We start from the raw sequence: 22,952 nt of genomic DNA on the forward strand, positions 1-22,952 counted from the left end.
GGTGGGCGGCCCGCGACGGTGGGCGGCCCGCGACGGTGGCGCCGCGGCGGGGCGGGGCCGGGCGGGGCGTTCCAGCTGAACTGACCGTCGCGGGTGGTCCGGATACCGGCGCAACCCGGCTGGGACGGGGCCGGGACGCGGGCGCTGCGCGGAACCGGGGCCGGGCATGGGCGTGCCCCGGGCGGCCGGGTCGGGGCGGTGGCGTGAGTGCCGGGCCGCGCACACCGCAGGGAAAGGGGGCCTGCGGTGTGCGCGGCCCGGCGGTCGGTCGCCTCGGCGCACGAGAGGGGGAATCTGTGCGGGGCGGGCCCGGCCGGTCCGGATGCTCGACGCACGAGAAGGGGAGCTGTGCGGGCGTTCCGGCTGAACTGACCATCGTGGGTGTGCGGTTACCGGCGCAACCCGGCCGGCGCCGGGACGGGGGCCGGGACACGGCCAGCGGCGCCGGGGCACGCGCCGGGCGCGAGGCGGCGGCCAGCCACCGCAGAGGCGGAATGCGGCAGGCCCACCCCGCCGTGTGGCGGGGTGGGCCAAGGGGTGTGGTGGGTGGTTCAGAAGGGCGGTTCGTCGCTGTAGTTGTAGTCGCTGGGGCGGGGCGTGGGCTGCTGGTTGGCGGCGTGGATGAGGTCGTCGCGGAAGTCGCGTAGTCCGAGGACTGCGATGCGCTCCTGGCCGGTGGGCCAGTTGGGGTCGTTGTCGCGGGCCAGTCCGAAGTCTGGGTTTTCGTCGATGCGTTCGAGGGATTTGGCGACGATGTCCGCGGCGGCCTGGTAGTCGGTGGCCGGGTGGGTGAGGGTGTCCGGGCTGGGGGTGGGCAGGACGGTGGAGCTGTAGGCGGGGTCGTTGGTGACCAGCGTGCCGAGGACCATGACGGCCAGGGCCCAGGCGGTGTCGCACGCCTCGCGGTGGGCGGGGGTCAGGGTGAGGGCGGTGTTGGCGGTGTCGGCGTGGTGGCTGGAGCGGTCGATGGTTGTCTCGGCGGTGATGTGTGCGCCGAGGTGGAGTACGCCGGCGAGGGTGCCGGGCTTGTGCTCGGGGGCGGGCTGCCACGACCAGGGGTTGGTGTCGGTGGTGAGACGGTCCGCTGCGGCGTGCCAGCGGGGGCCGGGGTAGCCGTCGGTGCGCAGGGTGATCGCGCCGGTCTTGGGGTTGATGGTGATGCTGCCGCTGATGGGGCTGTTGCGGGTGTGGGGGTGTTGCTCGAAGAGGTTCAGGCCGGTGACGTGTTCGCCGGTGTGGAGGTTGGCGTGGGCGCGGGTGGCCAGTGGCGGGGTGGAGGCGACGAGGGCGGTGTAGAGGCCGTTGAAGGTGCCGGAGGTGGTGAGTGCCTCGTGGAGGCTCTCGTGGGTTTCGAACATCGGTGTCCCTTTCGTGGTGGATGGGCCTGCGGGTGCGGGCCGGGCGGAGGGACGGTCAGCGGGGGTGGGGTTAGGCGGGCAAGGGGTGGTGGGTGTGCGCGGCCCGGCGCCGTGGTGGGTGCGGAGGCGGCGCCGGGTGAGGTTGGGGTGTCAGCCGGGGTCGGGTTCGGTGGTGGTCATGGCCTCGATGTCCTGCCATGACAGCGGGTGCCGGTAGGCGCGGTGGGGTTCACGGGCCAGGATGTGTGCGGCGTTGCGGTGGGCGGTTTCGTGGGCGCGCCTGATGCGTTCGGTGGTGTGTTCGGGTGTGGCGTTGGGGGATGCGGTCTCTCGGGCGAAGTCGGCTGCTTCGTCGGCGACTTCGTCGGGTGTGGCGTCGTACATGACGAGGTCGTCGACGATGGTGGAGTAGACGGCGAGTTGGCCGTTGGGCTGGAGGATGATCTGTCGCATCGGGCCGGGTTCCCTTCCGAGGTGCGGTGCGGCGGGTGGAGTGGCGCGGCTGGCGGCCCCTGCCCCGCGCCGGGCGGGGGCCGGACCGCCCCCCGGGGGGGCGGTCCGGCGGCCGGGGGCTCGACCGCACCTGGGGGGTGGTGCGGGAGCGCCTTCCGGCGCCACCGACACTCCCCCAGGTCGGGGCAAGACCCGCAAGCGCACGGAGTCCGGACCGCGGGGCGACGGGAACGCGGGCGGGATGCCGGGGGTTCGGGGCGGGCTTGAACGCGGGCCGGGTGCCAGACAGCACCCGAGCCGGGTGCGTGACGGGTTGTTGTGGCCCGGCACCGTTCGCGGTGCCAGGGCCTTCGCGGCCGGGGCCTTGGGGGCCTTCGGTCCGGTCGGGGCCTTGGGCTTCTGGCTGGGCGTGGTGGTGTTGCGCTTGGGCTGGGTGTGGTCGGTGCCCGGGTGGTGCTGCGTTCCCTGGTAGGCGGGGCGGTTGGTGCCGGTGTGGGTCAGCAGGCAGGGGCGGGGACCGCCGCGGACGATGTCGGCGTGTGCGGTGGCGCGGCAAGGCGGCGGGGCGGGTTGGGGCTGCGTGGGTGGTGGGGCACGGAGGGTTAGTGGGGCGACACCGACACCGTGCGGCTCGGGCATTGAGGTGGCGGCCCCGAAAAGCAGTGAGCCCGCCGCACACTGGTCAGGTGTGCGGCGGGGCCGAGGTGTTCGGGTCAGAGGCGGCCGGCGGTCTTCTCGACGGTGGCCTGCGCGCGTGCGCTGTAGTCAGCGGGCTGACGGGACTGCTCGTCCTCGCGCAGGCGGTCGCGTGCGCCGGCGGACACGAAAGCCACGGCGGCAGCCATCTGGGCGCTGGCGGCGACGGCAAAGAGCGGAGTCAACAACGTGTCGTGGCGTGCCGCTGCGTGGATCATCAACACGGAGAACAGAGCGGCTGACACTGCGTTGAAGAGGCCGACAGTGAACAGCCGGCGAGGAGCGCGGGGCTTGCCGTCCTTGAACACGACGACGGCGGCGGTTGCGGCTGCTGCCGGTGCGCCTACCGAGCAGGCGGCGGTGAGCACGTGGGTCAGCGTCATGGGATCGCTCTCTTCTTCTCAGGATGGGTGTTGGTGTGCTGGGCCGGGCGGGTGTGTTCACCGCCCTCGGCTGGCGGGTTGAACTGTGGCGGGGGCGGAGGCAAGCGCCGCAAGACGGAGCCAGGGCCGGGCCGACCCGGGCGGGCGCGGAGCGGCCCCACTTCGGGTGGCGACGGGAACGCGGAAGCCCGCCCCGGGAGCGGGGCAGGCTTGAACGCGGGCCGGGTGCGTGACGGGTTGTTGGCCTGGCATTGTTCGCGGTGCTGGGGCGTGTGGGGGGCCGGGCAGGGGCGGCGGGGCCGTCAGGCGGTGGGAGGTGCAGCGCCTACGGTGGGGCGGCCTCTTCCGCGAGACACCGGGGGGGCAGGGCGCGCGGGCAGGTGACCAGGGCGTGCCATGGGGAAGGGGTGCCGGGCCGCCCCGGGGGGGGCGGCCCGGCGGCCGGGGGCTCGACCGCACCTGGGGGTGGTGCGGGAGCGCCTTCCGGCAGCACCGACACTCCCCCAGGTGGGGCCAAGGCGCGCAAGCGCACGGGGTGCGGACGGCGGGCGTGCGGCGGCCCCGAACCCGGGCGGGATGCCGGGTTCGGGGCCGGTGGGCGTGGTGCTGGTCAGGCGGCCGGGATGGTCAGCAGGTGGCGCAGCCGGTCCAGGCCGGTGGCGTTGCGGCCGCGGCGCTCGTGCTCGGCCCGGCGGGCCTGGGCGCGGCGGTGGCTGGTGTAGGGGAGTTGGAGGTCGCGGACCAGGGTGCTGTTGCGGGCCTGGATGCGGGTGGCCTGGGCGCCGGTGATGTATGCCTCGGTGACTTCGTCGAAGATCCGGCGGGCGGCGGCCTGGGGGCAGCCGTTCAGGAGGGGAGCGGCGTCGGGGCCTTCTTCTTCGAACGCGGTGATCGCGGTGGTCACGAAGGCGGCGTGTGCCGGGTTCTTGCACTGGCCCGCGGTCTCCTGCAGTTCGTCCAGGATGTGCGGGAATTCGAGGACGTAGCCGCTGGGTGTCACCTTCATGAAATCCTCCGAGAGAGCGTGTTGGCCGTGCCGGGTGGGGCCGGGCTGGGCGGCCCGAAGAGGCGGATGGGGGTGGTCACCGCTCCTCCGGGCCGCTGGACCGAACATGGCCCAGGGCGCGGCAAACGGCGCAACCGCCGAACGGCGGCCCTATGCGTTGGAGGAGTCGGCGCTGTCGTGCTCGTCCGGCTCGGCCATCTCCGTATCGCTGTGGTCTGCGAAGGAGATGTCTTCGATCCGTACGCCGAGCTTGCTGAGGGAGGCCAGGTCGTGCGTCTCGTGTTCGAGCCGTGCGGCCTGCGCCTGGGCCTCCTCGGCGGTCGCGGCGGTGAGGCTGAAGCGGAGGGAGGTGGGGAGCGACGAGAAGGTGTAGCGGGGCATGGGCGTGAGCGGACCGACCGTCCGATGCACGGGCCCGGGGCCGGCTGCGGGTGACGGGGCAGGCGTGGGATGCGGGGCGGCGTTGCCGTAGCAGGTGCACGAGCGTTGCCGGTGGGCTTCAACGGCCCGGTCGTCGTTCTTGCTGTCGGGGACTTGATGGTGCGTGCCGTGGAGGTCGAACACGATATGGCCACGGTCGTCGGCGGGGTCGGGGGGGCATCCGTCGCCCTGCCATCGCAGGTGGGCGGTGAGAGTGATCTGGTGGTGTCGCGCGAAGTCTTCGATGGCGACGAAGTCCTTCGACCAGGGCCACGATTTGGCCCAGTCGCTGTTCTCCTCATCCACCTGGAAGCCGGTGACGTAGCGCTTGGTGCACGTGCCCTCAGTTCGCTCGAACAGCAGCGGGTTGAAGAACACGGCGAGATCGCAGAGGTACTCCTCTGCGTCGGGACCGTCCAGCCTCACAGGCCGGTCGAAGGTGATGCGGCCCTCGTAGTACAGCTCGTATCCCACAGCGGGTCTCCTGGTGCAGTTCTGGTCAGGTGCCGTGGAGGGTGAGGCGGGAGAGGGCAAGCCGCGCAAGACAACCCGGCGCGGCGGCTGGTGGTTCGGTGGATGCCAGGTGGGCCGGGGCGGGCCGGGGTTCGGGGCGCGGCGGCCCGGGGCGGCATGCGGATCGCCCCGCGCCCGGGAGCGGAGTCCGGGGCGCGGGGCCGGGTGTCGGGTGCCCGGGTCGCCGGTGGCAGGCCCGTACCGGCGGGAGGATCGTCCCGGCGGTACGGGCCTGGCGGCACAGCCCCGGGCCCGGGGCGGCTGCGGGGTGGTGCGTCGTGGGCGGGCGGCGGTTTCAGCCCCCGGGGGCGTCCGGCGTGTTGTTGGCGTGGTGACGTGTGGGGCGGCTCAGGCCGGGAGTTCGCTGCTGTCCCAGGGGTCCGGCATCGTGACTGCGACCGTGGCGGCGGCGGTGGCGGTGGTGGGGGTGGTGTGTGTGCGGTGACGCACGCCGTCCTCGGGGTCGGGCTCCCATTCGCTGCGGCTGTAGGCGACTGCGCCGACGACGAGTTCGTCGGCGACCTCGTGCAGGGTCATGGCCTGGTATTCCGCGGGCGACAGGACGGGGACGGGCTGTTCGGGGTGGGGCACGGGATCACCTTTCAACACAGGGGGGGTGAAGGGACGGAAGCCGGGGCGGAGGGGCGCGCGGCCGACGGCGGTGCGCGGCTTGCGGTAGTGGGCGGCCGACGGCGGTGCGCGGCTTGCGGTAGTGGGCGGCCGACGGCGGTGCGCGGCTTGCGGTAGTGGGCGGCCGACGGCGGTGCGCGGCTTGCGGTAGTGGGCGGCCGACGGCGCGGGCCATGGGAGAGCCTGGGGTCTCCGTACGGGCGGGTGCCGGGCGCGGTGTCCTTGGCGGCACCGCGGTGGCCGCCGGACAAACGGCCATGCTTGGCGACGGGGCGAGGTGCGGCAACGCGATGACCCGCCCCGGGGCGGGGCGGGGCATGTCGGCGATGTGTGCGTGTGTCAGCTGGCGCGGCGCCCGGCGATGGCGTCTTGGATAGCTGCGGCTACGAGGGCGGTGTCCCTGGGGAGGTCGGAGTTGGTGGACTGGTAGACCTCGGTCCACGTGCCGTCGTCTTCGTCGGTGGGGTAGAAGAAGGCTCCCCAGCCCTGGTGCTCACGCGGTCGGTAGTCGATCTCGTTCTCCTTGGCCCGGCCGCTCACGCCGGTGACCATGATGATGCCGTGGGTGCCGACAGGAACCGCGATGTGGTTGCTTGCGCCGTCCCCGTCCGCGTGAGCGCGGATACCCGCGCGGCTGAGGGCGTTGTGCAGGAACTGTCCCGCTGTGAGGGTGGGCATGTCGTGGATACCTTCCGTCGTGCCGTCGTGTGGAGGGGTACGGCCAGACCATGCGCAGGGGTGGGGTAAGGCCAGCAACCATGCCGCCCCGGGCACCCGCGCCCCCGCGGGCCCGCGGGCCCGCGGGCCCGCGGGGGCGCGGCGGGCGGCAGGCGGCCCCACCTGCGGGGTACAGGCGGGACCGGAAGCCAGACGGAACGGGACGAGGCGTGCCGCGCGTTGGGCGGGCCGGGGCGGGGCGGGGCCGGGCGGGGCGGCGGGAGTAAATGCGCGCGAGACCCACCCCGGGACGGAACGGGCCGCATGCAGAAACCGGCGGGCGGGCCAAGATGCCAGCACTCGCGCTCGATGTCCACGGGGTCGGCCAGGCGCATCGCGGTTTCCTCGTGGCCGAGGAAAGGCACTCGTACCCGGCTGCCTCCTGCCGGGGCGGCGAAGAGGTCGCCCCGGGCTGCGGTTCAGCATGGGGTAGAGGCCGGGTGGACGGGAATGGGGGCGGGGCGGGCTTCACCGCAGACACAGCGGCAACCGGCAAGGCGGTGGAAGCCGGGTGGGGTAGCCCGTCGGCTTACCGGCGGTCCAGATGTCTGACGGCGACGAGGGCAGGGGCGGCCTCGCTGCTGGCGGGCGCGCTGGGCCTTGGCCGGACACGGCGAGGCCCCGAACCTCGGGCGGATGCCGGGAGTTCGGGGCCTCTGCCGTGGGCACCGGGACAGTGGCCAGTGCATGTGGGGTTAGGTCACGACGACGGTGTGCATGGCGAGCTGGAGCACCTCGTCGTACGACTGCGCGTTGCGCGCTGCCGTGCTGAACTCCGTAGCGGCCTCGCGGTGCCCGGCCTTGCGCAGCGCCCGCTGGACGCAGCTAATAACGCTGTAGACGTTGCCGCCCACGCCGCTGAGCTGCGCTTCGGCGTCCGGGTACTGGGGTGCCTTGAGCACGCTTCCTTCACCTACCCTGGGTCGGTTGCTTGATGTGGTCATAGGGAGCTCCAGAGCATGTGGCAGTCGGTCCTCGGCGAGGCGGGCACGGAGCTGGTCAAGGTGTGCCTCGGTCCGGGCATCGCTGGCCTGCTGGTGGTGGGCGTGGCTGTGTTTGCCCTCACTCGGCCGCGGTGGCGGTCGCGTTCGCGGCGGCCATCTGCTCGGCCTGCGCGCGCAGCTGGACGAGCTGCTCGGGGGTGAGGTGGTACCTGCTGGTCTCCTTGTCGGCCGCCGAACCGATGGCGTCCACTGAGGTGATGCTCACGGACTTCAGGCCCTCGAGCCGCTTGCGATCGGCCGCTCTGGCCCTGGCCTTCTCCAGCTCGTCCCACAGGAACCCGGCGACTTCGGTGGTCTCGCCGATCTTCCAGCCGTCGGCGCGGCGGACTTCGCGACCGTGCGGTTCGGTGATGACGATAGCCCCGACGTGTCGAGCCGAGATGCCGGTGATATGGACGGTGTGCCCGCTCTTCGTGGTGGCCTCGGCCTCGCCGAGGATCTTGTGCTTATTGACGAGGCGGGCGATCTCGGCAGCGAATGCGCTGCGCTGGTCGGTGGCCATGTGTCTCCTCCTGTTGTGTCGTAGATTCTGCCCGACGGCCAGGGCTGGACCGCAGGGTGAGGGTCGTAACGGGAGCGCCTTCCGGCCAGACCGACACTGCCCCAGGCAGGGCAAGCCGCACAACACGACCGAGCGGACCGGGGTTGGCTGTCGACCGAAGCCGGACAAGATGGACGGCGCGAGGCAGATGAGCCGGGCCACGCCGCACGGCAAGGGGGGTGCCTGCGCGGCGTGGCCCGGCGGCCGGACACTCACGGCGCACGAGAGGGTTCGTGGCGGGCGTTCCGGCCGCGCCGATACAGGGCTGTGGGCGGGTTAGCCCCGCAAACAGCGGCAAGCCGCAGCCGGGGCGGGTGGACGACCAGCCGGCCGGCGGGGTCGAGAAGGTGGAAGAGAGACCGGGCATGCGGACGGCCCGCCCCACGAGTACGCGGGACGGGCCGGGGGTGAGGCGGAACAGCCTGCGCGCAGGGCGTCAGGGCTGCTTCACGGTGGGGTTCGCGCTGGTCAGGACGTGGCGGGAGCCGTCCGGGCCGCCTCGTCGGTCTAGGCGACGAGGTCCCCGGGGATACGGGTCCACTCGCCGAATGCGTCCTCGCTCAGGGCGGCGGGCACGAAGAAGTCGGCAGGCGCCGTCTCGGGGCCGGGCTCGTCCTCGGTGCGGGCGGGGGCGTGGTCACGGTCGTTCTCCTGGTCTGGTGGTCGACGGGCGGGGCCGGGCCACGCGGGGCGGGAGGGGCGGCGTCCCGCGCGCGGCCCGGCCGAAGCCGGTCGCTCACAGCCAGCGCACGAGAGGGGGTTCGTGGCGGACGTTCCCGGCTGCGCCGACTCTGACCTGCGGACGGGTTAGCCCCGCAACTCCTCGCCCGCGGCGGGCTGGAGGGACTGGCATGCGGACGGCCGCCCCGCGGATGCGGGGCGGGCCGAGTTCGCGCGGAACAGCAGGGGGCAGGGCCCCCGGCCGCGGTGGGTGGCGTCGGCGTGCGGACGGCCCCGCGTGGCGGTGTGCCTGGCGCGGGGCCGGGGGTCAGTTGTAGGAGGGGCCTGCGAGTGTGGGGCCGTAGCTGTCGCCGGGCTGGCCGGCGGCCTGAGGGCCTGCTCCGTTGGCTCCCGGCACGTAAGTCCATCCGGCCACGGGGTAGTAGCCGGTGCAGTCCGGGCGGCAGGGCTCTTCCTCATGGCCGAGGTGGTTGCCGCCGCATGCGCAGGATTCGGACCACTCGGTGACGACGCGTCGGCCGATGTGGGGGCGGGCCGGTGCGGGAGCACGGCGTCGGCTGCGGCGGAGGTCGGCTGCTATGTGAGCGGGGAAGGGGCGCATCAGCGTGGGGTCACCTTCTGGAGGTTGGCGAGGGCGCGGGGTTCGGCAAGGGGCCGTGGTGGGCTGGTGTGCCGGGCCGCGCATACCGCGGGGCAAGGGCGTGCCTGCGGGGCACGACCCGGCGGCCGGTCGCTCGACGCACGACAGGGGGGTTCGTGCGGGCGTTCCGGCTGGACTGACCCTCGCGGGTGGTCTGGCTACCGGCGCAACCCGGCCGGCGCCGGGGCCGGGACGCGGGCGGAACCTGGCACAGCTGGGCAATGACCGTTCACACAGTGGTGGCGGGCCGGGGGCTGCGGACGACGAACCGGGCCGGACGCGCGCGGGCGGCGAGGCGGGAGCGGGCTGCGCCGACGGGGCGGCTCGTCGAGCGGGCCAGCGAGATGCCGGCGGTGGTCGGCGTAGCGGGGCGAGCGGGCGCGATGGGCGCGGAGCGTGGCGGTCTTGACGATGTCCTCGGAGATCGTGCGGGCAACGGGCCCTGGAGAGGGTGGGGCGGGCGTGCGGTAGGCCAGGAGTCGGTGGTGGTCACCGCTCCCCCGGGCCGGTATCCGCTGCGCCGGAGCAGGGACCGGAGCGCGGCCTGGGCAGCGGCCCGGGGTGCGGTGGTCAGGCGCAGAGGGCCGGGGTGGCGGCTGCGGCGGGGTGGAAGAACACGTCACCGACCAGGCGCGAGTGGAGGGTGACGATGCCGGTGGGCAGTTCCAGGTGGATGCTCACGGTGCGGGTGCGGGTGATCTGCCGGGCCAGCTGGCGCAACCACGGGCCGGATACCGGCTGGGTGTACGTGAACGCGCCGTCACGCAGGCTCAGAAGGCGGCTGTGGCTGGTGTAGCAGTCGCCGGTGATCAGGCTCGTCTCGGTAGGAGTGAGCCGGTGGACCAGGGCGAACCGGCTGCCCGGCCGGTGCCGGGTGCGCCACCAGCCGGTGACTTTCCGGTCGTCCAGGCTCAGGCCGCCCGGCTGGCCGGGGACGATCCACCGGCCGTCGTGGCGCAGCCACTCGTTGCCCAGCGGGCAGCTGAGGCTGTCGCCGTCGCGGAAGGGCGGCAGCGTGGTCTGCGCCCGGCCGGTGCGGGCGAGGGTGAAGAAGTCGGCGGCCGCGATGCGGGGGCCGTCGTAGGGGGCCGGGTGGGCGGGTGCTGCCGGGGCGGCGTGCGGGGCGGCGGCCGTCGGGTGGGCGGGCGCGGGCATGGCAACTCACGGGGCCGGTGGCTCATGGCGCGAGCGGGCGGGGCGCAGCCGGGGCACGAGCATCCGGCCGCACTTTGGCCGGGATGGCGCCTACGCGGGCCTGGCCGAGCTGGCGTGCAGTCAGCGGTCGTGTTGTCCCGGACGCGACCTGCCCCGTCTCCCTGGACGGGGAAACGGGGCCAGTTGCCTAGGCGCGGTCAGGCGATGAGACGGCCGTCCTCGAAGCGGGCGTGGGACGGCAGGTCCCAGCCAGGCAGGAGACCGCCCACCACCGGACCCGGCGCACCAGGCATCTCACGCACCTGCACGTCGGGGTGCAACGGCTTGACAGCGGTCATGAACGGCATCGGCTGGGCCAGTCCCATAGCGGCGTGGGACATAGCGATCGTGACATGGTGACCGCTCGTGTAGCCCAGACGCCGGTAGAAGTCGGCGAGCTCGGGCTTGTGCAGGAGGGTGGCCATTCGGTAGCCGACGCTGCGGGCCCGGCCTTCCACCTCGGTGAGCAACGCGCGGGCGATGCCCTGCCCGCGGCGGCCCGGCGTCACGGCCAGACCGTAGACAAGGATGGCGGTCTGGCAAAGCAGAGCGGACAGGTTGGGGTCGCCCTGGACCAGGGCATGCTCGCGGGCCCAGTCTGGGAAGGACGCGAATACGGCGCCCACCGGCTTCGGGTTCGAACTGCGGCGCAGCCGGGCGGTCAGGCACAGGGCCGGCCCTTGGGTGAACGGCGCCCGGTACGGGGGCATGGCCAGGATCTCGCCCATTCCGTCAGGCAGCTGGTCACCGGAGATGCTGAGGGCGAGCAGAGCAAGATAGTCGGTGTGGTCCGGCCGCTGGAGCGGCCCCACGTCTATTCGCTGGGCAGCAGACCGGGCGGGTACGACGGAAGCAGGGGACATGGCAAGAATCCCTTCCGGGGACGTGTGGAGTGGCCCGCAGGACACGGCCTGTTCGACGGGACGCGGCGGGTGCGGTGACCCTGACCGGCTCCAGGGCAAGCACCGCAACACGGCGCGGCCCCGGCACCGTTGGTACCGTGCCGGGTCGGTGTCAGGCAGCCGCGCGGGTGCCGGTACTGGTCTGGATGTTCTGCCGGGCGTCAGTAGTGGGTGTGGAGCGACCCCGGCGCCGCGGAGGGCGGGCCGGGTCGAATGGTGGGCCGGGTGCGCGTGCACGACAGGTGGAGGCTGCTGTGCTGTGTCAGAGCAGCATGTGGAGCTCGTCCTCCTCATACAGGGGCGGCTGAAGTTCCGACAGGGCGGCAAGGGCCATAGTCACCTTGGGGCTGTCGTCGAGATCGAAAGTGCACAATTCGACGCCATCCTTCGTCATCAGCCGGACGTCCGCGCTGTCCCAGATCGGTCCGCGCTTTGTGTCCATGCCCCACAGCAGCGCCTGAGCGGGGAGAGAGGCGTAGGCGGGGTGCAGGTAGGCCGGGTGGCGGCGGATCCGGTCGGCGAGGAGCTCCAGCCACTCGTGTTCGGCCGCAAGCTGCATGCGACGCCACTGCTCTAGAAGGTTCTCCGCCCGACGGCAGCGCCCTTCGACGCGCCAGGCGGACGCTGAGTGGGAGAACATCGTCTGGGCATTCTGGCCAGGCAAGTTAGTGCCCTTCGTCGGTGAGCTGTTGTCGATGGTCATGGCGGTTCCCTTCGGGAGTGCCAGCGGCGTGGCTGTAAGGGCCGGGTGGAGTCGAGGCGCCGCTGCAGTGCGGCGGTGGGGCCCGGCGACTGCGTTGGTGCCAGGACGAGCCGCGGTCCGGGCGCGCGGTGCACGGCTGGGGGTGCTGCGCTTGGCGCGGCCCGGCTGGGGCCGGAAGAACACGTCACCGACCAGGCGGGAGTGGAGGGTGACGATGCCGGTGGGCAGTTGCAGGTGGACGCTCACGGTGCGGGTGCGGGTGATTTGCCAGGCCAGCTGGCGCAACCACGGGCCGGATGCCGACTCGGTGCACGCGAACCCGCCGTCACGCAGGCTCAGAAGGCAGCTGAGTGGTTGGCGGGCCCCGGTGGCCGGGCGTTCCGGCCCCACTTGGCCTCACCGTGGAGCACGGGAGGCCAAGTGGGGCAAGGCGGCGGCGCGAGGCGGGTACCGGCCGCGCCGGAACAGCCCGCCCCTGGTGCGGGGCGGGCTGTTCGGCCGCGGCCGGGCCGCGGGTGCGCGGGGCCGCGCTGTGGGTCAGGCGCGGGCGGCGGACCGGGGTGTCTTGCTGATGCGGCGGATGGTGGTGTCGCGGGCGGGGGCGCGGGAGAGCGTGATGCGGTCGGAGTACTCGTGCTCCGCGGTGTCGAAGTGGTCGGTGGGCCAGGTGTGCGCGGCCTGTTCGGCCGGGGGAAGGTCGTTGAAGTCCCCGCCGAGCAGGGCCCGGCCGACCGGTCCGCGGGCTCCGCAGTCGCGGCAGCGGTAGAAGCAGATCTCCGCGTACCGGTCGGGGGCGAAGCCGAAGGGGGTGAAGGGGTCGGCGAGCGCCAGGGCCTCGTCGGCGCTCATCACGCTCGCGGCCGCGGTCGCGGCCTTCGCGGTGGTGGGTGTCATGGGTTCAGCTCCTGCCCGTCGGACGGCGCCGGGCCGTCGGTCGTCGTTGGTGGCCGTACCGTGCGGCGGCGGCCGGCAAGACGGGCAAGAGAACGCGGGCTCCGGGGGCGGTCCCGCAGCGGACGGCGGGCATGGGGCCGGCCCCGGCCGCCACGAGGGCGGGCCGGGGCCAGGGGGGTATAGCGGGTGCTCACCCCGCTACTTCGTGGACTTCTCACGCTTGCGTGCCCGGACCCAGCGGACCAGGACCCGGGGCGCCTGGCCCCAGGTGACCAGGAGCAGGACGGTGAGGGCGGCGAGCAGCGTTCCGTAGAACGCGTGGCCGCTCATCAGGTGGGCGACGGTGGCGAGCAGCGACACGGCGGTCAGGACGCCGAACGCCGCCTTCCGGGTCCGCTCGGAGACGCTGGGCTTGAAGGCCGTGACCAGGGCCGCCACGGCGGACGCCACCTGGAGGGCGGTGATGAGCTTGAGCAGGACGTCGATCAAGGGGGAACTCCTCGTGTATCAGTGGGATTCGGCCGGGCTGGCCGTGCACCGGGCGGTCACCCGGTGCCGGGCGCACCGTGGAGCGAGACCGGGCAAGCACGGCAACCGGCACGGACGGCGCGCAGCAGCGGAGCAGCAGCGGCGCGGCGGGCATGACGCCGCCCCGCCCCGGGGCGGGTCGGGGCGGCGCGGAGCCTCAGACGCGGGAGCGCTGCGGTGCGGGGGCGTACGCGACCGGGGCACCGACCGGTTCGGCGGGGTCCGCCTGCCAGCCGGACATGAGCATCCGGCCGCGTGCGATCACTTCGTACGGAACGCGCGAGTACGGGCCGTCGTAGGACGGTTTGACCTCGGGCTTCCCGCATCCGGCGCCGATGCAGGTCCGGCAGTGTCCGGTGAGGGCGCGGTACTTGACCCGGACCAGCCAGCCGTTCTCGTAGACGTTGACCGGGGCGTACGAGCGATCGGGCCACAAGGTGGTCATGATCTTGCCGCTGTAGGTGCTGACACACCAACGGGCCACGGTCATCGGGGTGGGCCTCCTGCTTCTCGGGGAGCCGGGCGGGGGGCCCGGCCTGGTGAGCACAGGTTCACGCCCCGGCCGGCAAGCCCCGCAAACAGCGGCAAGCCGCGGCCGGGGCGCCGTGGCACGCATTTCCGCTTTCACCCGGCCGCGTTCGCGGCGAAGCCGGGGACGGGTGGGGGCGGGGCCCGCGACGGCGGGTCCGCGGGTCCGCGGTCCGAGCCGGGGTGGCGCGGTAAGGCGACGGCCCGCCCCAAGGGATCGGGGCGGGCCGGAGCACAGCGGAGCGGCGGGCGTGGCGGGGGGCCGTCAGCGGTTGTCTTCTTGGGCGCGGGGAGCCGTGTCGGTCCGGGGACAGTTTTCGCGTTCGCCGGTCTCCTGGGGGCTCAGCTCGTGCGCCGTCTTCGTCGCTCCGACCAAGTCCTCCTGCCAGCAGTCGAGGAGGGTGTTCAGAGAGTTGATGATCCCGACGCGTTCTCCGAGGCACTGGGCGAGGGCGCTTTCCGGGGGTGCCCAGAGGGGGCTGATGCTCAGGTGCCCCGCGTCGAGGAGTTCGCGGCGTACCGCGATGCTCCGGGCCGTCGTGTCGCTGATCTCCCTCAGGGTTCGCTCGACGAGCACCAGTTGCATGCGGATCAGGCGCAGCGGCCGGGCCAGAGGATGCGTGCTGTCGAGGAGCGCGGGCAGGTCGAGCCCCGTCTGTCTGCGGATGAGTTCGTCCGCGCTGCTGGGGAGCAGACGGTCCGGGTGGTGCTGAACGGGCTGAACGGCGGTCATGGGCGGTGCCTTCCGGGTCAAGGCGTGCAACAGGCGCGGGCCGTGGCCAGCCCCGCGTACACGGGGCCGGCCAGGCGGCGGGGGTGAGGTGTGCGGTCAGCGGGCGGGGTGGGCCTCAGATGCCCTCAGGACTGGTGGGAGGCTCCGGCCACGATGAGAATCCCAATCGGTTCTCCAACCGGGCGTGCTCGGCTGCGGCGGCGGCCCGGTGCTCCGGTGTGTGTTCAGCGAGCGGGACTGTCCAGTCGCAGACGGCCACCAGCCGGTCCGCGGCCTCGTGGGCCATATTGGGCTCTGGGTAGTCCAGGCCGATCAGGCTCTCTCCGTTCTCGCGCAGTGTGATCACGTACGTCCATCGCGAACGGGTTCGGTTCGGCACGACGCGCAGTCCGGGGTGCCGAGGCAGGTTACGCAGCTCGATTTCAGTACGGATCTCGGCCGCTCGTGTGGCGAGTCGTTGCAGCCAGTACGCGACGGGCTCCTGTTGGGCGTAGGGTTCCCGGCGGCTGATTTCGGCTCGCAGCTGCCGCAGGGTCCAGTGGGTCAGGTCACGGGCGTCGATGGCCTCACGCCGCTCCTGGGTCAGTTCCGTCCACGAGTTCTCAGGCGGCTTGGTCATGTTCGGCTCCCTCGGCTTCGCTCGGTGGGCAGCTGGTTGACGAGGAGAACGGTGTTCTGCCGCCCAGCTAGCCGAGCAAGGCACAGCGCGGCGGAACGCGGCGGAGGACGGGTGTGGGCGTGGCGGGGCAGTCAGCGGTTGCCTTCTTGGGCGCGGGGAGCGGTGTCGGTGCGGGGGCCGAGCCGATTGGCGGTCGTGGCGGTGGTCGAGCGGGAGGTATTGGCGGAGGCATTCGTAGGCCGCGTTCGCGGCCTGTTCGGCTTCGGCGCGGGTGTAGAGGCGATCTGATCCGGCGGCGGGTGTGGTGCCTGTGGTCTGTTCGAACCGGTGGATGGCGTCGAGAGCGGCGCCGGCGGCGTGACCGCGCCGGTTGCAACGGTCACGGTGGGCCGTCGGGCAGGCGGCAGGGCAGTCCGGCTACCAGCACAACCCCCGAATCGCGGCGCGGCCGGTGACACGGATCGGGGCGGGGTTGCTGAGGTGGTGCGGGGCGGTCGAGGCTGGGGGGTGCCGGCGTGTTCAGGCCACGGCCCGGTTCGAGGCGGTGGCCTTCGTCATGTCCGGGCAAGGCCGTGCCGGTCGATGTACCAGTGATGCGAGCGCATCAGTTCCGCGTACACCTTCTGGATCGGTCCGTACGCGCCGTAGTAGCCGCCGAATCCCTCCTTGTCGACGTGGCCGATCCACCAGCGCTCGACGCCGTGGGCGTCTCGCCCCTGGTACTTGACGTGGGGCTTTTTGGTCCCGCGGATCAGGATGATGTGGTCGCCTTCGAACAGGCGCTGCCACCGGGTCGCGTGGGGGTATGGGCGGTCGCCGAACTCGCCAGTGGCCACGCCTGCGTGGGCCCGATCCTTGGTCTCCAGGATGGTGGTCCAGTCTTCGGGCTTCGGAAACATCTGCGTAGTGGCCTGTACGCGGTATGTCGGCATGGGTACTCCTCGGGGTCGTGATTCATGACGACGCGGTTGGGCGGTGCGTGTAGCCCGGTCCCAGGGCAGCTGACGGGGAAGCGGTCGACGTTGGCGGCGGTGCGTGCCGGTGCGCCGCCAACTGGCGGGCCTGGAGATACCTCCGCAACAGGCGGCCTGGGCCGGGCCTGACCTTGACCAGGCCCGGGCGGGCGTCGGGTCGCCCCCGGGTCCCGCGCGGCGGCGCCGGCCGGAGGCCGACGGACGGTCAGGCAGCGGACGACGGGCCCGGTGTGAGCCGATCCCGGCACTGTCCGGTGGGTGCGCGGGGACTCTACTTCGTGGCGGGGAGATCGTGGGCAGGTCGGTCGCGGACGGCCTCGCCCCCGGAACGGTGGTGTCCGTGGCACGGGGCTGGTGGCGGGTAACTGAGTTCGCGGTCGCGGCGCGCTCAGTGTGGTCTCCTACGCCGGGAGTCGTCCTCACTCGGCATCTGCTCGTCCTCGTCGGGGCCGTCCTGGGCGGCCAGTTCGGCGGTCGCCTCGATGTCGATTTCGCCGGTCCCGTGGTAGACGATCGTGGCGCCGTCCTCGTCGGTCTCGGTGTACGGCGGAAGCTCATCGTCGTCGTCGGGGTTGCCAGTTCCGCAGGTGCGCCGGGTGCAGTCGGGCGCCGTGCAGCGCCAGACCCTCTCCCCCTCGGCGTCGACCGACGCGGTCTCGGCCCCGCAGTCCGGGCAGAAGGGCACGGACCATTCCTCCCACCGCCACAGGCCGCCGATCTGGTAGCGGCCGTCAGCGTCGGGCTGGATGAGGCGGCCCGGGCGGCCGGGGTCGGTGCGCAGGCGGGGATCAGAGGCGATGAGCAGCGTGTCGTGCAGCCAGCGGAAGGTGAGGTGGCGGCCGGCGTGGGTGCCGGGGACATCGGCGGCGATCTTCTGGGCCGTGGCCCGGGTGACGCTGATCGGCGCGAACGGGCTCCAGGCGCGGGGGACGGGAAGCGCCTCGTAGGGGCCGGTCTCTTCGTCGTCGAGGGTGAACAGGTCCGGGAGCGGTGGAACGGAGTGAAGGAGCGGGAATTCCGCTGCAGTGTCGGCGGGAATGATCGCGACCGGGGCGTTGCGGAAGACGACGGTGCAGTTGGTGTAGTCGTCGGCGGTGTTCAGGCACGTGTACCGGTCCGTGGTGCCGCCGAGGAGGTGCGTGGCCGAGCACTCCTCGCAGTGTGCGGGGCAGGTGCCGAAGGGGCGGGGGTGTGCGGTGAACGCCTCGGGGATGTGCTCGGTGTGGCGGATACCGGGGCCTTCGGTGAACAAGGCGGCGACGACGTCGCCGGTGCGGACCTGGTGGGCGGGGACGACGGTGAAGTGGGTGTGGCCCATGCCGTCGGGCAGGGGTCGGTAGCGGTGGGCAGGAGTGGGTGCGGGGCGTTCGGTGAGTACGAACTGGTCGGTGCTGCCGGGCATGGTGGCGATGCGCTCGGGCACGATGCGGCCTCTTCTGGGAGTTGCGGGTGGTGGTGGGCGGTGGTGGGACGCGGCGCGCGGGGCCGGTGATCGAGGCGTGCCGTGAGGAAGGGGTGCCGGGCCGCCCCGGGGCGCGGCCCGGCGGCCGGGGCTCGACCGCACGGTGAGAGTGGCGCGGGAGCGTCCTTCCGGCCCCGCCGATACTGCCTGGGGCGGGGGCAAGCCGTGCAAGGCCGGCGGGCGGCTTGGGCCGTGCCGTGGGCGCAGTGGTGACGCTGAGGCCGCGGCCCGCCCGGGCGGCATGACGCAGCCCCCGAACTCCTGCCGTGCAGGCGGGAATCCGGGGGCCGGGCGTGGTCAGGGGCGGCGGGCCGGGCCGGGATCTATGCGGGGATGGCGGCGGCCTGGGTGCGGTCGAACGCGGCGGCGTTGAGGGCGTAGGCGTGCCACTTGTGCTCGCCCACGCGGCGGGCGCCGCGCGCCATGCCGAGGTGATCACGGTGGCGGCGGAGCCAAAACGCGCGGGTCTTCATCTCGCGTGCGCAGCGGGCTTCGGAGCGTTCCCTTTCCGCCTCCCGCTCGTCGACCTCGTGCTGTACGCGGCGCAGGGCGGCAGCCTGGCTGGCTCGCCGGGAGCGTTCGGCGCCGGCAAGCTGGTGCGGGTCGTGGACGAACCGTTCCGCGTTGGACGCTGCGTCGGTGCGGTGGCGGCCGCCGTAGATGTAGTAGCGCTGGATGGTCAGGTGTGCCGACGGTGCGACCGGCTCGGTGACGATTTCCAGCAAGGCCGCCCCCCGCCGCAGGGCGGTGTCCAGGGTGTCGATGATCGGCGCGAGCTGGGCTTCGGCGTCACCGGCGATCAGCAGGCTGCCCCCGCCGTGGAGGACGTCGGTGCTGTGGATGGTCGTGGTGCCGTTCCAGCAGTACGCGACGCGGATGAACTTCGTGCCGGGGACATCGTAGGCGATTGCCTCGTGCAGGTGGATGCGTCCGGGGGTGGTGGTGTGGGAGAGCGTCATGGTGGTTCCTCCGGGTCGGGTACGGCTCGCGTGGGCGCGGGGCGTCGTGTCGGCCCCGGGGCGGGCCGGGACGAGCGGGCCGTCGCCGGGGCGGGCGGTGCGGGCCGCGGTCTTGGTGTTGGCCGGGCCGGGCTGGGGGCTTGGCGGTGCCGGGCCGCCCCAGGGACCTGTGCGGGGTGCAGGGTGGCCCGGCGCGTCTGACTGTCGCGGGTGGGGCGGCTACTGGCACAACCCCGACGGAGGAGCCGGGACCGGGGCAGGCGGGGCGTGTTGGGCAGTAGTGCGGCCCCGCGCCGGTGGTGTGCCGGGCCGTGGGCCGTGGGTGTGTGGCGGGAGGAGTGTCAGCGGACGCAGGGCGCGGCCAGTGCCGGGGCCTTGGGGCGACGGCCGGGTCCGCCCGGCCGGGAGACGGCGGGCGGACGTGTAGGCGGTGGCTCAGCTGTGGGGCCGGGTGGGGTGGATGCTGATGTCGTAGCCGGTGTTGTTGTAGGGGCGTTCGGTCTCGGCGAGGAACTGTGCGCGCTGCGGAGTGTCGCATTCGATGGTGCGGCCGCCGTGGCCTGAGGCGTTGAACAGGTACACGCGGTAGCGGGCGTTGGGGGGTAGGTCGTCGACCGGCTGGACGGTGTCGGGGGCGTAGCCGCGGGCGGTGAGGCGGGCGTTGACGGCGGGGATGCAGTCGGTGCACAGCCACATTCCGGGGAGGGTGACTTTGCGGGCTCCGTAAGCCCGGTGGCATTCGGTGCAGCGGATGCCGGGGGCGCAGTGGGCGCGGGTGGCGGCGCGGTCGGCGGCTTGCCGGGCCAGGTGGGTGGGGACGGGTGGGTAGGTCGCCCCGGCGGGCCGTGCGACCGCGGTGAGGAGCGCGGTTCCGGTGGCCTTAGTGGGGGTGGAATTGAGTCCCCACTGCGCGGCGTAGTGCTGGATGCGGTCGTTGGCGGTGTGGTCGTGGCGAGTCCAGCCCCGGCGGCCGAGGACCGGTTCGACGCGGGCGGTGTCGACCAGGTGTCGGCAGCGCTGTTCGATGTCGCGGAAGACGATGACGCGTAGGTCGTCGTCGGCCGCATCGGCGATGGTGGCGGCTTGTCGGGCGGCATCGGCGATCAGCAGCAGTCGGGCGCTGGGGGCGTTGAGCCGGCTTTCGGCGATGGTGAGGTCGGAGCGGGCGTAGTCGGTCTCCGGATGGTCGGCGACGCCGGGCAGAGCCAGCAGACGGTGGGCGGCTGACAAGGCGCGGGGGATGCGCAGGGTGGCGAGGGCGACACCGGCTGCTGAGGTGTTGGGGTGGGTCAGGAGGCCGCTGAGGGAGCTGGCGCGGCGGGCGACTTGGTAGAGGCGGGCCACTTGGCGGTCGGTCTCGGCTGCGGCGCGGGCGGCGGCACGTCGTTCGGTGAGTGTCTGGGCCATGGCGGTGGGCCTCTCGTTTGGGGGAGATGGGCGCCGGGCTGCGCGGTGCGTAACAAGGGGCGGTGCTGCGTGTGGCCGCGCGGCCCGGCCCGCCGGTCGCCTTGGCGCACGGGAGAGGCGTGCGGGGCGTGTCCGGCCGGGGCTGACTGTCGGTGGTGGTGGGGTTAGCCGGGCAATCCGGTGGCGGGGGCGGCGCCACTGCCCCAGCGGGCGGGGATCGCGGACGGGCCTGAATACGCTGCGTGCCGGGTGGGGTGCCCGGGGCGCTCAAGGGATCGCCCCGGCAATGTCCGCGCGGGGCCGGGGATCGGGGTTAGGCGACGATCTCGGCAATGGCGCGCTGTACGCGGCTCTGGTACTGCTGCAACACGTCAGCCGTGCGGCGGGAGGGTGAGACAACCTCCGATCCATCAACTGTGACCCGCGCCCACGCGCCGTGGTCCATGTCCGCCTCCTCGTAGGCGGTGCGGCTGGCCGGGTGGCTGTTGATGGTGTGCCATACAGCCGCGTCCAGGGCCGGAGTCGGGTAGTCGGTGCTCATCTGGGTGGTCCCTCCGGTGGTTGGGTGGTGTTTTTGTCCAGCCGGGCGGCGGACATGGGGCGCACGATGTGCGGGCCGGGCTGGCTGCGGCAGGCACGTGTGGGGAGTCCGGGGTTCGCACTGTGACCGGGGGCGGGTAGGCCGGGCAGCCCGGCGGATACTCACGGGCACGAGGAGGGTTGAGGGACGGGCAGGGTTGGGGAAAGGGACGGGCCCGCCCGGCCGGAAAGGCGGCGGGCGGGCCCTTTGGCCGGGTCAGGGCCGGTCGAGGGTCTCGCGGCGGGCCGGCTGCTTGCGCTGGGCGGAGCGCTGGTCACGCATGCGCCGGAGCCTGATGAGTTCGATGACGGCCAGGCCCAGCTGGGAGGCGGCGATGATGGCCGTGACCAGTGCAATCAGCTTGTCGTTGTCCGCGAACGCGCGCGTCATCAGTGCCAGGAACATGGTGGCTGAGGTCGCATGGAGAACGGCGATGAGGGCCACCTTGCGAGAGGTGAGGCGCCTCTTGCTCAGGTACTCGATGGCCGCGGCGGCGACTGGTGCTGCGCCTGCGGTTGTCCAGGCGATGGCCGTCAGGACGGTGGTCAGGAACATGCGGGCCTTCCTTGGTTGGGAGAAGTGTCGACGTGCCGGGTGGTCCGGCGGGAGTGACATTGCTGGGGGCCGACCCAAGCCCCGCAACCCCGATCCGGGGATGGGCTCACGTGGTGGGTGCCGAGGCGGGCTTGATACGCACCAAGGCCGTGGGCGGAGCACGGGCGTGGGTGAGCGGCGTAGGCGGCTTCTAAGCCTTCGGTCTCGACGGTGCCCCACGCGCCGCGCTGGGTGGCTTCATTGGCGGCGGCTGTGCAGCGTCCATGAGGGAGGGGTGCGAGGGCGGCCTAAGCCAGCACGGGTGCCGGGTGGCGTGGGGGCTGGCGGGCGGGGATGCGGTGGCCCGCCCGTGGAGTGCGGCGGACGGGCCTGGGCCGGAGCCTTGGGTGCGGGGGTGCGGGGGTGCGGGGGTGCGGGGGTGCGGGGGTGCGGGGGTGCGGGGGTGCGGGGGTGCGGGGGTGCGGGGGCGCCGGGTGAGCCGGCGCGGTGCGTGGTCGGAGAGTGCGTATCACGGGCGATGGCTCAGCGCTCGCGAATCCTGGCAGTTTCGGCGGTGGTCAGGGTGTGCGCGGGCAGGGTCGCCCGGCACTCGGTCATCGCCCGGTACATACGGTGGACGCCGTCGATCAGCAGGACGGCCGGCCGACCGTCGAACTCCAGGGTGGCGATGATGACCGGCTTGTTCAGATCGGTCTGCAATGCGCGTTCGGCGTTGAAGGCGGATTGATCCGGGCCGAAGACGGGGCACCAGCGCGCGCCGTCGTAGTCCGGGGTGAGCCGGTCCAGGTGGTAGGCGGCGGCCCAGTCGGCGACCGGGGTCGGCTTGGCGTCGCGGGGGTGTTCCTTCAGGAGGGCCTGGGCCTGGTCGATGTTGAACAGCCACTTCCCGTAGAGGAACAGCTGGATGGCTGGAGCGGACACGGTGGTCCTCCTTGTCGGCTGGTTCGTGGTCGAGCTGCGAAGGGTGGTCGGATGCGTAGGGCGGTGGCCGGGCTGCCCCGAGGTGTCGGGCACCCCGGGCGCAGTGCGGGCGCGGGGCGGACAGCTATCAGGCGAGGGAGGCGGCGGCCAGGACCAGCGAGTTCAGGGCGGCGAACAGGTGGGCGTCACCGTGGCCATATCCGGCCTTCAGGCCGTGGGCGCGGGCGTTCGCCAGGTGTGCCATGCCGCGGATGCTGTTGTCGTCGTCCATGTCGCCGTACTTCGCCTCCCCGGCTCCGATCACGTCCGCCAGGAGGTCGGACAGGTCGGCGGCGTCGTGCAGCTCCCACCGTTCGGGCAGCTGCACGATGGTCCCGAACGTGTCGGGCACCCACGTGGTGAGCTGGACGCGGGCGGTCTCGATCAGCGCGCTGTCGTCGACGGTGGGCCGGTGGCCGCCGAACGGGTCCAGCTCGATGCGTCCCTCATGGCCGTCCCTGAGGTGGGCGCGGGCGGCGATGAGCGAGTAGAGGGCTCCCAGGAGGTAGGCGTCGCCGCGGCCGTGTGCGGCGTACAGGCCGTCGGCGTGGGCGTGGAACAGGTGGGCGAGGCCCCACGGTTCGGCGCTCACGCCGGTGTCCGCGCCGTAGAGCTGAACATGTTCGGTGATCTCGCCGAGGAGGCGGGCGATGCTGTCGGCGGGCTCGGCCGTGAGCATCTCGGGGGCGGGGACGGTGAATCCCAGCTCGGCGGTCACCCAGGTGCGGAGCTGCACGCGGATCGCTTCGGCCAGTGCGCCCGTGTACAGGACCGGCTTCGGGCGGGGGTAGGTGCTTGTGCCGGCAGCGATCGCATCGGCGGTGTAGGTGCTGGTGGTGGTCTCGGTCATCGTGTCGTCTTCCTCGTTCGGGGTGTCCCTGCAGGTGGTCTCGCCTCTCCCCTGAGGGAAGG

26 protein-coding genes are annotated in these 22,952 nt (G+C 72.9%); all 26 read right to left on the reverse strand.

The window, feature by feature from the left end; all coding sequences use genetic code 11:
- Positions 1–551 precede the first annotated feature (551 nt).
- The 26 genes from D9V36_RS00575 to D9V36_RS00700 all read right to left on the reverse strand — a co-directional run bounded on the left by D9V36_RS00575 (position 552) and on the right by D9V36_RS00700 (position 22,890).
- Positions 552–1,358, reverse strand: a complete 807-nt coding sequence (locus D9V36_RS00575) for a hypothetical protein (RefSeq protein ID WP_129291924.1) — start codon at positions 1,356–1,358, stop codon at positions 552–554.
- 150 nt (positions 1,359–1,508) lie between these two features.
- A complete protein-coding gene (locus tag D9V36_RS00580; RefSeq protein ID WP_129291925.1) occupies positions 1,509–1,811 on the reverse strand; it encodes a hypothetical protein in 303 nt (100 codons plus the stop codon).
- 713 nt (positions 1,812–2,524) lie between these two features.
- Positions 2,525–2,890, reverse strand: a complete 366-nt coding sequence (locus D9V36_RS00585; protein WP_129291926.1) for a hypothetical protein — start codon at positions 2,888–2,890, stop codon at positions 2,525–2,527.
- A gap of 610 nt (positions 2,891–3,500) precedes the next feature.
- Positions 3,501–3,896 carry a hypothetical protein gene (locus D9V36_RS00590; RefSeq protein ID WP_129291927.1) on the reverse strand — a complete coding sequence of 132 codons (396 nt, stop codon included), beginning with the start codon at positions 3,894–3,896 and terminating at the stop codon, positions 3,501–3,503.
- A gap of 150 nt (positions 3,897–4,046) precedes the next feature.
- Positions 4,047–4,790, reverse strand: a complete 744-nt coding sequence (locus tag D9V36_RS00595) for a hypothetical protein (protein WP_129291928.1) — start codon at positions 4,788–4,790, stop codon at positions 4,047–4,049.
- Positions 4,791–5,177: 387 nt separating this feature from the next.
- Positions 5,178–5,420, reverse strand: a complete 243-nt coding sequence (locus D9V36_RS00600; protein WP_129291929.1) for a hypothetical protein — start codon at positions 5,418–5,420, stop codon at positions 5,178–5,180.
- A 378-nt stretch (positions 5,421–5,798) separates the two neighbouring features.
- On the reverse strand, positions 5,799–6,137 hold the full coding sequence (locus tag D9V36_RS00605; protein ID WP_129291930.1) for a hypothetical protein: 339 nt from the start codon (positions 6,135–6,137) through the stop codon (positions 5,799–5,801).
- Between the two features lie 734 nt (positions 6,138–6,871).
- Positions 6,872–7,078 (reverse strand): hypothetical protein, encoded by a 207-nt coding sequence (locus D9V36_RS00610; RefSeq protein ID WP_206739571.1) that lies wholly within the window; start codon positions 7,076–7,078, stop codon positions 6,872–6,874.
- Positions 7,079–7,238: 160 nt separating this feature from the next.
- On the reverse strand, positions 7,239–7,682 hold the full coding sequence (locus D9V36_RS00615; RefSeq protein ID WP_129291932.1) for a hypothetical protein: 444 nt from the start codon (positions 7,680–7,682) through the stop codon (positions 7,239–7,241).
- 1,027 nt (positions 7,683–8,709) lie between these two features.
- The gene (locus D9V36_RS00620) at positions 8,710–9,003 is read right to left on the reverse strand and encodes a hypothetical protein (protein ID WP_129291933.1); all 294 of its coding nucleotides are present in this window, start codon (positions 9,001–9,003) and stop codon (positions 8,710–8,712) included.
- A gap of 609 nt (positions 9,004–9,612) precedes the next feature.
- Entirely contained in the window at positions 9,613–10,197 is a 585-nt protein-coding gene (locus D9V36_RS00625; protein WP_129291934.1) for a hypothetical protein, read from the reverse strand.
- Positions 10,198–10,394: 197 nt separating this feature from the next.
- A complete protein-coding gene (locus D9V36_RS00630; protein ID WP_129291935.1) occupies positions 10,395–11,099 on the reverse strand; it encodes a GNAT family N-acetyltransferase in 705 nt (234 codons plus the stop codon).
- A gap of 301 nt (positions 11,100–11,400) precedes the next feature.
- A complete protein-coding gene (locus tag D9V36_RS40540; protein ID WP_164992797.1) occupies positions 11,401–11,841 on the reverse strand; it encodes a hypothetical protein in 441 nt (146 codons plus the stop codon).
- A gap of 537 nt (positions 11,842–12,378) precedes the next feature.
- Positions 12,379–12,735 carry a hypothetical protein gene (locus D9V36_RS00640; protein WP_129291936.1) on the reverse strand — a complete coding sequence of 119 codons (357 nt, stop codon included), beginning with the start codon at positions 12,733–12,735 and terminating at the stop codon, positions 12,379–12,381.
- A 198-nt stretch (positions 12,736–12,933) separates the two neighbouring features.
- Positions 12,934–13,224 carry a hypothetical protein gene (locus tag D9V36_RS00645; RefSeq protein WP_129291937.1) on the reverse strand — a complete coding sequence of 97 codons (291 nt, stop codon included), beginning with the start codon at positions 13,222–13,224 and terminating at the stop codon, positions 12,934–12,936.
- A 196-nt stretch (positions 13,225–13,420) separates the two neighbouring features.
- On the reverse strand, positions 13,421–13,753 hold the full coding sequence (locus tag D9V36_RS00650; protein WP_241720627.1) for a hypothetical protein: 333 nt from the start codon (positions 13,751–13,753) through the stop codon (positions 13,421–13,423).
- Between the two features lie 303 nt (positions 13,754–14,056).
- Positions 14,057–14,524 carry a hypothetical protein gene (locus D9V36_RS00655; RefSeq protein ID WP_129291938.1) on the reverse strand — a complete coding sequence of 156 codons (468 nt, stop codon included), beginning with the start codon at positions 14,522–14,524 and terminating at the stop codon, positions 14,057–14,059.
- A 115-nt stretch (positions 14,525–14,639) separates the two neighbouring features.
- A complete protein-coding gene (locus tag D9V36_RS00660; RefSeq protein ID WP_129291939.1) occupies positions 14,640–15,143 on the reverse strand; it encodes a hypothetical protein in 504 nt (167 codons plus the stop codon).
- A 554-nt stretch (positions 15,144–15,697) separates the two neighbouring features.
- Positions 15,698–16,075, reverse strand: coding sequence for a hypothetical protein (locus tag D9V36_RS00665; protein WP_129291940.1), 378 nt, complete (start codon positions 16,073–16,075; stop codon positions 15,698–15,700).
- A 430-nt stretch (positions 16,076–16,505) separates the two neighbouring features.
- Positions 16,506–17,540, reverse strand: coding sequence for a hypothetical protein (locus D9V36_RS41620; protein ID WP_241720628.1), 1,035 nt, complete (start codon positions 17,538–17,540; stop codon positions 16,506–16,508).
- Positions 17,541–17,902: 362 nt separating this feature from the next.
- Positions 17,903–18,538, reverse strand: coding sequence for a hypothetical protein (locus tag D9V36_RS00675; protein WP_129291941.1), 636 nt, complete (start codon positions 18,536–18,538; stop codon positions 17,903–17,905).
- A 435-nt stretch (positions 18,539–18,973) separates the two neighbouring features.
- Positions 18,974–19,945, reverse strand: coding sequence for a hypothetical protein (locus D9V36_RS00680; protein ID WP_129291942.1), 972 nt, complete (start codon positions 19,943–19,945; stop codon positions 18,974–18,976).
- 313 nt (positions 19,946–20,258) lie between these two features.
- Positions 20,259–20,486, reverse strand: a complete 228-nt coding sequence (locus tag D9V36_RS00685; RefSeq protein ID WP_129291943.1) for a hypothetical protein — start codon at positions 20,484–20,486, stop codon at positions 20,259–20,261.
- A 255-nt stretch (positions 20,487–20,741) separates the two neighbouring features.
- Complete coding sequence (locus tag D9V36_RS00690; protein WP_129291944.1) at positions 20,742–21,080, reverse strand: hypothetical protein; 339 nt, start codon at positions 21,078–21,080, stop codon at positions 20,742–20,744.
- Between the two features lie 522 nt (positions 21,081–21,602).
- A complete protein-coding gene (locus D9V36_RS00695) occupies positions 21,603–22,001 on the reverse strand; it encodes a hypothetical protein (RefSeq protein ID WP_129291945.1) in 399 nt (132 codons plus the stop codon).
- Between the two features lie 127 nt (positions 22,002–22,128).
- Positions 22,129–22,890, reverse strand: a complete 762-nt coding sequence (locus D9V36_RS00700; protein ID WP_129291946.1) for a hypothetical protein — start codon at positions 22,888–22,890, stop codon at positions 22,129–22,131.
- Between the last annotated feature and the right edge of the window lie 62 nt (positions 22,891–22,952).

This window comes from Streptomyces lydicus, from assembly GCF_004125265.1.
In the GTDB taxonomy this organism is placed as follows: Bacteria; Actinomycetota; Actinomycetes; order Streptomycetales; family Streptomycetaceae; genus Streptomyces; species Streptomyces lydicus_C.

What these genes read in the sequence shown, in the direction of transcription:
- D9V36_RS00575 (WP_129291924.1), bottom strand. Translation starts at nt 1,358, where the DNA reads ATGTTCGAAACCCACGAGAGCCTCCACGAGGCACTCACCACCTCCGGC.
- D9V36_RS00580 (WP_129291925.1), bottom strand. Translation starts at nt 1,811, where the DNA reads ATGCGACAGATCATCCTCCAGCCCAACGGCCAACTCGCCGTCTACTCC.
- D9V36_RS00585 (WP_129291926.1), bottom strand. Translation starts at nt 2,890, where the DNA reads ATGACGCTGACCCACGTGCTCACCGCCGCCTGCTCGGTAGGCGCACCG.
- D9V36_RS00590 (WP_129291927.1), bottom strand. Translation starts at nt 3,896, where the DNA reads ATGAAGGTGACACCCAGCGGCTACGTCCTCGAATTCCCGCACATCCTG.
- D9V36_RS00605 (WP_129291930.1), bottom strand. Translation starts at nt 6,137, where the DNA reads ATGCCCACCCTCACAGCGGGACAGTTCCTGCACAACGCCCTCAGCCGC.
- D9V36_RS00615 (WP_129291932.1), bottom strand. Translation starts at nt 7,682, where the DNA reads ATGGCCACCGACCAGCGCAGCGCATTCGCTGCCGAGATCGCCCGCCTC.
- D9V36_RS00620 (WP_129291933.1), bottom strand. Translation starts at nt 9,003, where the DNA reads ATGCGCCCCTTCCCCGCTCACATAGCAGCCGACCTCCGCCGCAGCCGA.
- D9V36_RS00625 (WP_129291934.1), bottom strand. Translation starts at nt 10,197, where the DNA reads ATGCCCGCGCCCGCCCACCCGACGGCCGCCGCCCCGCACGCCGCCCCG.
- D9V36_RS00630 (WP_129291935.1), bottom strand. Translation starts at nt 11,099, where the DNA reads ATGTCCCCTGCTTCCGTCGTACCCGCCCGGTCTGCTGCCCAGCGAATA.
- D9V36_RS40540 (WP_164992797.1), bottom strand. Translation starts at nt 11,841, where the DNA reads ATGACCATCGACAACAGCTCACCGACGAAGGGCACTAACTTGCCTGGC.
- D9V36_RS00640 (WP_129291936.1), bottom strand. Translation starts at nt 12,735, where the DNA reads ATGACACCCACCACCGCGAAGGCCGCGACCGCGGCCGCGAGCGTGATG.
- D9V36_RS00650 (WP_241720627.1), bottom strand. Translation starts at nt 13,753, where the DNA reads ATGACCGTGGCCCGTTGGTGTGTCAGCACCTACAGCGGCAAGATCATG.
- D9V36_RS00655 (WP_129291938.1), bottom strand. Translation starts at nt 14,524, where the DNA reads ATGACCGCCGTTCAGCCCGTTCAGCACCACCCGGACCGTCTGCTCCCC.
- D9V36_RS00660 (WP_129291939.1), bottom strand. Translation starts at nt 15,143, where the DNA reads ATGACCAAGCCGCCTGAGAACTCGTGGACGGAACTGACCCAGGAGCGG.
- D9V36_RS00665 (WP_129291940.1), bottom strand. Translation starts at nt 16,075, where the DNA reads ATGCCGACATACCGCGTACAGGCCACTACGCAGATGTTTCCGAAGCCC.
- D9V36_RS00675 (WP_129291941.1), bottom strand. Translation starts at nt 18,538, where the DNA reads ATGACGCTCTCCCACACCACCACCCCCGGACGCATCCACCTGCACGAG.
- D9V36_RS00680 (WP_129291942.1), bottom strand. Translation starts at nt 19,945, where the DNA reads ATGGCCCAGACACTCACCGAACGACGTGCCGCCGCCCGCGCCGCAGCC.
- D9V36_RS00685 (WP_129291943.1), bottom strand. Translation starts at nt 20,486, where the DNA reads ATGAGCACCGACTACCCGACTCCGGCCCTGGACGCGGCTGTATGGCAC.
- D9V36_RS00690 (WP_129291944.1), bottom strand. Translation starts at nt 21,080, where the DNA reads ATGTTCCTGACCACCGTCCTGACGGCCATCGCCTGGACAACCGCAGGC.
- D9V36_RS00700 (WP_129291946.1), bottom strand. Translation starts at nt 22,890, where the DNA reads ATGACCGAGACCACCACCAGCACCTACACCGCCGATGCGATCGCTGCC.